The following is a 7505-nucleotide window of genomic DNA, read 5'->3' as shown; positions in this document are numbered from 1 at the left end:
AAGCAGATGTGCTCTTGATCTCTTCCATCGACAAAAGCGCCGTCACATTATGCACTTTCACCTCGGAAATCAGCGCTTGATAGAACACATCATAGGCGCGCGCGTTCTGCACCCGAACTTTTAGTATGTAATCAATATCCCCCGCCAAACGATGCGCTTCCTGCACCTCCGGGCGATCTCGCAGCGCCATCAAAAAGGCAGCCTGCCAGCCCGCATCATGCTCTGACGTGCGGATCAATACAAAGAAGCAGGCTTCAAACCCAAGCGCCTCTGCATCCAGTTTCACGGTCTGCGCGCCAATAATGCCCGCCTCGCGCATTTTGCGAATCCGGTTCCAAACCGGCGTCTTGGACGAGCCGACTTCACGGGCAATTTCATCAAGCGAGCGATCCGCATCCACCTGCAGCGCACGTAGAATTTTCCGATCCGTATCATCTATTCGAACAGACATTCGCAGCCCCTTTTCTGTTTTGGAACACATATCCCGCTATCCAATCAAATTGCAAACATCTTCCCTTTCAACCGTGCATACCTAGCCGATTATTGGAATATTGTCCTATATTGAGGGTGTAATTTAGCACCGGAGCCCGCCCAATGGATCACTTCCCCATCTTCGTCGCCCTCAAAGGCCGCAAAGTGCTGCTTTCGGGTGGCGGCGATGCAGCCTTGGCGAAACTGCGCCTGCTTCTCAAAACCACTGCCGATCTGCACGTTTTCACCCCGAACCCGGCCCATGACATCACCGCCTGGGCGCGCGAGGGCAGGCTTACACTGCACAAACGCGCCCTGAAAACGCGCGACGCTCAAGGCGCGACGCTTATCTATGCGGCGGATGAGGACGTCGATCACGACAGCGCCACAGCCGACATTGCCCACGGCGCAGGCGTTATGCTCAACATCGTCGACAATCTGCACGATAGCGCCTTTATCACCCCCGCCATCGTGGATCGCGATCCCGTCACAATCGCTATCGGAACCGAAGGCGCAGCCCCGGTGCTTGCGCGCGCGATCAAGGCCGATCTGGAGGAACGCCTCCCCGCCTCTCTCGGCACCCTCGCGCGCTTCGGAAAGTCTTTCCGCAAGATCGCCGATGCCTTGCCAATGGGGCGCGCACGCCGCGATTTCTGGCGCGAGTATTATTTCCACACCGGCCCCGCGGCCATGCAACTCGGCAAAGACCATATTGATGCCGCGCTCAACGAAACGCTAGACACGCATCTCTCCGGCAAAGCGCGACCGGCTCATGTTTCATTTGTTGGCGCAGGCCCGGGTGATCCCGAACTGCTGACCCTGAAAGCCCGTAAGGCGATTGATGAGGCCGACGTGATTATCCACGATCGTCTCGTCACCCGCGAAATCCTCGAACTTGCCCGCCGTGAAGCGGTTATCGTGGATGCTGGCAAAGAAGGTTTTGGCCCCTCGACAGCGCAAAAAGAAATCAATGCACTTATCGCGCAACATACGCAAAACGGCGCGCAGGTCGTGCGGCTCAAAGCGGGCGATCCAACAATCTTTGGCCGCCTCGATGAAGAAATCGAAACCTGCGAGGCATATGCCCTGCCCTACACGATCATCCCCGGCATCACCGCTGCGTCTGCCGCTGTGGCCAGCATCGGGCAAAGCTTTACGCGGCGCGGGCGCAACGGCTCGGTGCGGTTTCTGACCGGGCACGACATGCAAGGCTTTGCAGATCACGATTGGAGCGCGCTTGCCAAACCGAATGCGGTTGCCGCGATCTACATGGGCAAGAAAGCTGCGCGCTTTGTGCAGGGTCGCCTGCTCATGCATGGCGCGGATCGTTTGACGCCGGTCACTGTGATCGAAAATGCCTCGCGCGCGGATCAACGTATCCATGCCGCCACGCTCGAAACCCTGACAGACATCAGCGATATCGCTGGTCCTGCCGTCATCTTTCTTGGCCTCACCCCGCGCGGGGCCGCCAACGCCCTCGCCGCGCACCCACAAGAGGAATTCGCATAATGCCAAGCATCTTCACCCCAAAGGTCGTCACCGCCAACGCGCTGCTGGAAGGCGACGTCGTTTATTTGACCAACGATGACCGCTGGTCCCGCGATTTAAGCGAAGCGGTGTTGTTGACGGATGAAGGCGACGCAGACCTGCGCCTCCTTCAGGCAGAAGCACAGACAGGCGTTGTGGTCGGGGCCTACCTCGCAGACATGCGCGCAGGGCCGAACGGGCCAGAACCTACACATTTTCGCGAAGCTTTCCGCCGCAAAGGTCCATCCAATTATGCCCACGGCAAACAGGAGCAACTCTGATGTATGCCTATACCGATTTCGACAAAAGCTTTCTCGCCAGCCGCAACGCGCAGTTCCGCGATCAGGTTGAACGGCGCATCGCAGGCCATCTGACCGAGGATGAATTCAAGCCCCTGCGCCTGATGAACGGCGTCTATCTGCAGTTGCACGCCTATATGCTGCGCGTCGCCATCCCCTATGGCACGCTGAACGGCGCGCAGATGCGGATGCTGGCACATTTGGCGCAAACCTATGACAAAGGCTACGGCCATTTCACCACGCGCCAGAACATCCAGTTCAACTGGCCGGACCTGCGCGATATTCCCGATATGCTGGACGATCTGGGCACTGTACAAATGCATGCGATCCAGACCTCCGGCAACACCATCCGCAATGTCACCGCCGATCATTTCGCAGGTGCCGCCGCCGATGAAATCGCCGATCCGCGCCCGATTGCCGAGCTGATCCGTCAGTGGTCCACAGATCACCCCGAATTCCAGTTTCTGCCGCGCAAGTTCAAGGTCGCGGTGACTGGCTCACCCAATGACCGTGCTGTGACGCGCGCGCATGACATCGGCTTGCGTATGGTTACGCGCGGCGGCGTACAGGGCTTTGAAGTCATCGTTGGCGGCGGCTTGGGCCGCACGCCGATGCTGGGTAAGGTCATCGCCGACTTTCTGCCGCGCGAAGACCTGCTGCCCTATCTGGAGGCCATTGTAAGCGTCTATAACCTTTTGGGGCGGCGCGATAACAAATATAAAGCGCGCATCAAGATTACCGTGCATGAAAACGGGCTGGAGAAGATCCGCGCACTTGTGAACGAGCGGTTCGCAGTGCTCAAAGCCCAGTTTTCGGGCATTGATCGAACGCTTCTGAAAGCGATCGAACAGCACTTCGCAGCGCCTTCTTTCAAAGAAGGCGACATCGCGATTTTTGAAAAATCGCGGACGGAAAACCCTGTTTTCCGCGCCTGGGCGGATACCAACCTACACCCGCATAAAGCACAGGGATATGCCATCGTCACAGTCTCGCTCAAAGCGCATGGTGCCACCCCGGGCGATGCCAGTGCTACGCAAATGCGTGTTCTGGCAGACCTGGCCGAACGCTTTGGCCATGACGAATTGCGCATCTCGCACGAGCAGAACGTAATCTTGCCCCATGTGCATAAATCCGACTTGCCCGCGCTGCATGGCATCCTCAAAGAACATGGGCTGGCCACAGCCAATATCGGCCTCATCTCCGATATCATTGCCTGCCCCGGCATGGATTACTGCGCGCTGGCAACGGCCCGCTCGATCCCGATTGCCCAACAGATCGCCACCCGCTTTGATGATCTCAAACTGGAACATGAAATCGGCGATCTCAAGATCAAAATCTCCGGCTGCATCAATGCCTGCGGGCATCACCATGTTGCCCATATCGGTATTCTCGGCCTCGATCGCGCAGGCGTTGAAAGCTATCAGATTACCCTTGGCGGGGATCACACACAAAGCGCCGCCATTGGCGAGCGCGCTGGCCCCGGCTTTTCCGCCGACGGCATCATTCCCGCAATCGAACGTCTAATCGAGGCCTATCTGGAGGTGCGCAGCAGTGACGAGGAGCGGTTTATCGACGCCTATCGCCGCCTCGGCATGGCACCCTTCAAAGCTGCCCTTTATCCGGAAAAGGCACAGGCCAATGCCGCATGATCGACTTGCCCGTTCCCTCAACGCGCGCCTGACCTCGCGCAGCGCGGCGCAAGCGCTGGCTGTCGCACTGGACGCACCCGAGCTAGACGAAATCGCGCTCGTGTCCAGTTTCGGAGCCGAGGCTGCCGTGCTGTTGCATCTGGTTGCAGTGAGCGCCCCCGACCTGCCCGTGCTCTTCATTGATACGGGCAAGCATTTCACTGAAACGCTGGTTTACGGGCAGGAGCTGGTCGAACGCCTTGCCCTGCGCAATGTGCGCTATATTTCTGGCGATGTCGCAGCGATCAAGGCGCGCGATCCCTACGGTGCCTTGCACATTGCCAACCCAGATGCCTGCTGCGCCCTGCGCAAAAGCGACCCCTTGCAAGCCGCGCTCGGTGCGATGCCCAGACTTTCAGCGCTGATTACAGGACGCAAACGCTATCAAGGTGGGCCACGTAGCGCATTGGAGGTATTCGAGGCGGACAAAGCCACCGGGCTTATCAAAATCAATCCGCTGGCCCATTGGCAGCCCAAAGACCTGCGCGACTATATGGAAGAGAACCGCCTGCCCAAGCATCCGCTTTTGGCCAAAGGCTATCTTTCCATTGGGTGCGCGCCCTGCACCAGCCCGGTTGCACAGGGCGAAGATTCACGCGCTGGCCGCTGGCGCGGCAATGACAAGGTCGAATGCGGCATTCATTTTATCAACGGGCAAGCGATGCGTCGCCCAATGACACAGAAAGAAACGACATGAGCATTTTGGTTAACGATACGGGCTTTGTGCGCGAAGATTGGAACGGCGCGGTGCATGACCTTGCCAGCGACATCGATCCTTTAAACGTTGATTTCGCGGAGGCGACGCTGATCCGCGTCGACTTTCCGTCCTTTGCAGACGGGCGCGGTTTCACCATCGCGCGGCAGTTGCGCTTGCGCGGGTACAAGGGTCGTTTGCGCGCCCGTGGCCATGTGATCGCCGATCAATACGCCATGGCGCGGCGCGCTGGGTTTGACGAGGTGGAGATCGAAGACGCGCTCGCAGCGCGCCAACCCGAAAGTGACTGGCTTGCCCGTGCCGACTGGCAGGCTGGCGATTATCAGGCACGCCTTCGCGGCTGATTTGAGCCACATCAAAGAAGCTACGTCTGAAAAGCATCTATAGCCTGAACGGCAAAGGGCGCGCAGTGCCCTTCCCAAACGCATGAAACCGATATAAATGGGGAAACGGAGTTAAATTCCGTTTGTACACAAATGAATGAGATCGCGCCCGTGACCCAATCTGACAGCGACGCTGCACCCAAAATGCCCACCCTGCCCGATGCGCAAACTGTGACCGAAGTGAAGCACTGGACGGACCGACTGTTTTCGTTTCGCATGACGCGCCCGACAACGATGCGCTTTCGCTCGGGCGAGTTTGTGATGATTGGCCTGATGGGGGATCCCGATCCGAAAACGGGCAAGGTCAAACCGCTATTGCGTGCCTATTCTATCGCCTCGCCCTCTTGGGATGAAGAGCTGGAATTCTATTCGATCAAGGTGCCTGATGGCCCGTTGACCTCGAAATTACAGCACATCAAGGTCGGCGATGAAATCATTCTGCGTCCCAAGCCCGTTGGCACCTTGGTGCATGACGCGCTGATCCCCGGCAAACGCATCTGGTTCTTCGCCACAGGCACAGGTTTCGCGCCTTTCGCCTCGCTCTTGCGTGAGCCGCAAACCTATGAGGATTACGACGAGGTTATCATCACCCACACCTGCCGCACAGCTGGCGAGTTGACCTATGGTCGCGAGTTGATCGAGGCGCTGGAGCATGATGAACTGCTCAATGAGGTCATCGGTGACGGCTTCTGGAAGAAGATCAAATACTACCCCACGACCACCCGCGAGCAAAGCGCCAAGATGGGGCGGATCACCGATCTGATTAACTCTGGCGAGGCGTATAAAGAGTTGGGCGTTGAGCCGCTCTGCCCGCAAAATGACCGCGCCATGATCTGCGGGAATCTGGCGTTTAACCTGGAACTGAAAGCGATGCTTGAGGCAGCGGGTCTAGAGGAAGGCGCGAACTCCAAACCTGCGCAATATGTCGTGGAAAAGGCGTTTCTGGATTGATCTGGCTGGCTGTGTGAGAGCACGCCCGCCCGCCAATTGTTTCGCGCGCGAAACAATTTACATTTATTAACAATATGTTAACGTAATGCGCACAGCCAAGTCGCAACCATTGATTGCGCACCGCTCCCCTTGCAGATTAGGCTAGGCAAAGTTTGTCACTAGTAGGCGGTGCTTCATGGATAACATCATCGACAACACCGCCCTCGCGCTTGTCACCCATCCCTTCACATGGATCTTTATCGCATTGACGGCGGCGTTCTACCTGATCCAATCACTTGTCCAGCGCGAGGCCCGCGGAACATCCCTGCCCACAAGCCTTTGGGACACGTTCGGCCTAACGCGCATGCACCCATTCGTCAGGGTCGCGCTTGCCGCGCTCTGGGCGGTCCTGTTTGTTGCCTTCTTGTTCGGTGCCGTTTTCTCGCTTATCGCGGCAAGCAAAGTCCTGCTTCGCCTCTCAGACCCCGGTGGCAGCAATCCAATCCAGATGCTGCTGGGTGCGTCAAAAGCCGACTTTCGTCTTTATCTGCTCACCCTCGCCGCCATGACCGCTGGCCTAAGCGCCATCATCGCCCTTCCTTTCACGCTGATCCGCACGAAGAATTTGGAGGCGAATACCAAAGCAACCGAGCAAGGGTTGGTCACAGATCGGCTCAACAAAGCGGTTGAAGGATTAGGCGCACAGAAAGAGGTGAACCGCCTCGGGCGCAATGTGTTTTATAAAAACAAGGACGAGGACGGCGAGTTCTCGACCTTTCAATGGGAAGATGACGCCCAAGAACCTCCAGAGAACGCGACGTTATGTAAAACCGAGGCTTGGTCAAATGTCGCGCTGACCGAACCCAACCTCGAAGTGCGCATCGGATCGATCTATGCGCTAGAGCGGATCGCGCGGGAGAATAAGGACTACCATGTGCAAGTCATGGAAATCCTCTGTGCCTATATCCGAGAGAATGCGCCAGCCTCAGGCGCTGTGGATTGGCCTGAATTGGAGATGCGAAAAGGTGAAGACCGAGGTCCGTTGAAGGAGGATTTTAACGAGCGCCTTAAAGACTTCCGCAGCAAAAGCGACGCGCTGAAACGAACGCTGAAACCGCGCAGCGATATTCAGACTGCGCTGACGGTGCTTGGACGGCGAAATCCTGAGCAACGCCAATGGGAGGCGGAAGCGCATCTTGGTAAAGCAGCGGATACTTTCGTATTTGATAGGCCCTGCCAAGAGTATCAGGGCAAGGACGACGCGGTACTGGGGGCAGAATGGGAGAGCTTTCAGCGAGACCTCAAGGCATGGTTAACATCACTCGGCAGTTATCGCGGCTATCGGCTGGATTTGCGCGACACGAATTTGCACGGCGCGGACCTGTCTGGATATGAATTGGCAGGCGCAAGGTTTGAAAATGCTCAGATGCAGGGGGCTGACTTCAGAGACGCGAGTATGCAGGGGGCTGACCTCACAGGCGCGAGAATGCAG

The 7505-nt window shown here is 57.5% G+C and carries 8 protein-coding genes; 7 read left to right on the top strand and 1 reads right to left on the bottom strand.

The window, feature by feature from the left end; genetic code table 11:
* The coding region (locus WBC85_RS03370; protein ID WP_424433263.1) for an Lrp/AsnC family transcriptional regulator at nucleotides 1-451 on the bottom strand (451 nt) is incomplete at its 3' end.
* Between the two features lie 143 nt (nucleotides 452-594).
* Here WBC85_RS03370 and cysG point away from each other — a divergent pair.
* From cysG to WBC85_RS03335, 7 genes are all read left to right on the top strand, one after another.
* The gene (cysG, locus tag WBC85_RS03365) at nucleotides 595-1980 is read left to right on the top strand and encodes a siroheme synthase CysG (RefSeq protein ID WP_424433262.1); all 1386 of its coding nucleotides are present in this window, start codon (nucleotides 595-597) and stop codon (nucleotides 1978-1980) included.
* A complete protein-coding gene (locus WBC85_RS03360) occupies nucleotides 1980-2279 on the top strand; it encodes a DUF2849 domain-containing protein (RefSeq protein WP_424433261.1) in 300 nt (99 codons plus the stop codon). The genes cysG and WBC85_RS03360 overlap by 1 nt, the downstream gene beginning before the upstream one ends.
* Nucleotides 2279-3946 (top strand): nitrite/sulfite reductase, encoded by a 1668-nt coding sequence (locus WBC85_RS03355; RefSeq protein ID WP_424433260.1) that lies wholly within the window; start codon nucleotides 2279-2281, stop codon nucleotides 3944-3946. The genes WBC85_RS03360 and WBC85_RS03355 overlap by 1 nt, the downstream gene beginning before the upstream one ends.
* Nucleotides 3936-4682: a phosphoadenylyl-sulfate reductase gene (locus WBC85_RS03350; protein ID WP_424433259.1), complete on the top strand. Its 747-nt coding sequence runs from the start codon at nucleotides 3936-3938 to the stop codon at nucleotides 4680-4682. Before WBC85_RS03355 ends, WBC85_RS03350 begins: the two co-directional genes overlap by 11 nt.
* A complete protein-coding gene (locus tag WBC85_RS03345; protein WP_424433258.1) occupies nucleotides 4679-5044 on the top strand; it encodes a DUF934 domain-containing protein in 366 nt (121 codons plus the stop codon). The genes WBC85_RS03350 and WBC85_RS03345 overlap by 4 nt, the downstream gene beginning before the upstream one ends.
* Nucleotides 5045-5176: 132 nt before the next feature.
* Nucleotides 5177-6034 carry a ferredoxin--NADP reductase gene (locus WBC85_RS03340; protein ID WP_424433257.1) on the top strand — a complete coding sequence of 286 codons (858 nt, stop codon included), beginning with the start codon at nucleotides 5177-5179 and terminating at the stop codon, nucleotides 6032-6034.
* A 175-nt stretch (nucleotides 6035-6209) separates the two neighbouring features.
* On the top strand, nucleotides 6210-7505 hold a 1296-nt coding region (locus WBC85_RS03335), incomplete at its 3' end, for a pentapeptide repeat-containing protein (RefSeq protein ID WP_424433256.1).

It is taken from the genome of Planktotalea sp., from assembly GCF_049680325.1.
Classification (GTDB): Bacteria; Pseudomonadota; Alphaproteobacteria; order Rhodobacterales; family Rhodobacteraceae; genus Planktotalea.
The sequence above is the reverse complement of the archived record's forward strand: the minus strand, read 5'-3'. Positions and strand labels throughout refer to the sequence as shown.

What these genes read in the sequence shown, in the direction of transcription:
- cysG (WP_424433262.1), top strand. Translation starts at nt 595, where the DNA reads ATGGATCACTTCCCCATCTTCGTCGCCCTCAAAGGCCGCAAAGTGCTG.
- WBC85_RS03360 (WP_424433261.1), top strand. Translation starts at nt 1,980, where the DNA reads ATGCCAAGCATCTTCACCCCAAAGGTCGTCACCGCCAACGCGCTGCTG.
- WBC85_RS03355 (WP_424433260.1), top strand. Translation starts at nt 2,279, where the DNA reads ATGTATGCCTATACCGATTTCGACAAAAGCTTTCTCGCCAGCCGCAAC.
- WBC85_RS03350 (WP_424433259.1), top strand. Translation starts at nt 3,936, where the DNA reads ATGCCGCATGATCGACTTGCCCGTTCCCTCAACGCGCGCCTGACCTCG.
- WBC85_RS03345 (WP_424433258.1), top strand. Translation starts at nt 4,679, where the DNA reads ATGAGCATTTTGGTTAACGATACGGGCTTTGTGCGCGAAGATTGGAAC.
- WBC85_RS03340 (WP_424433257.1), top strand. Translation starts at nt 5,177, where the DNA reads ATGAATGAGATCGCGCCCGTGACCCAATCTGACAGCGACGCTGCACCC.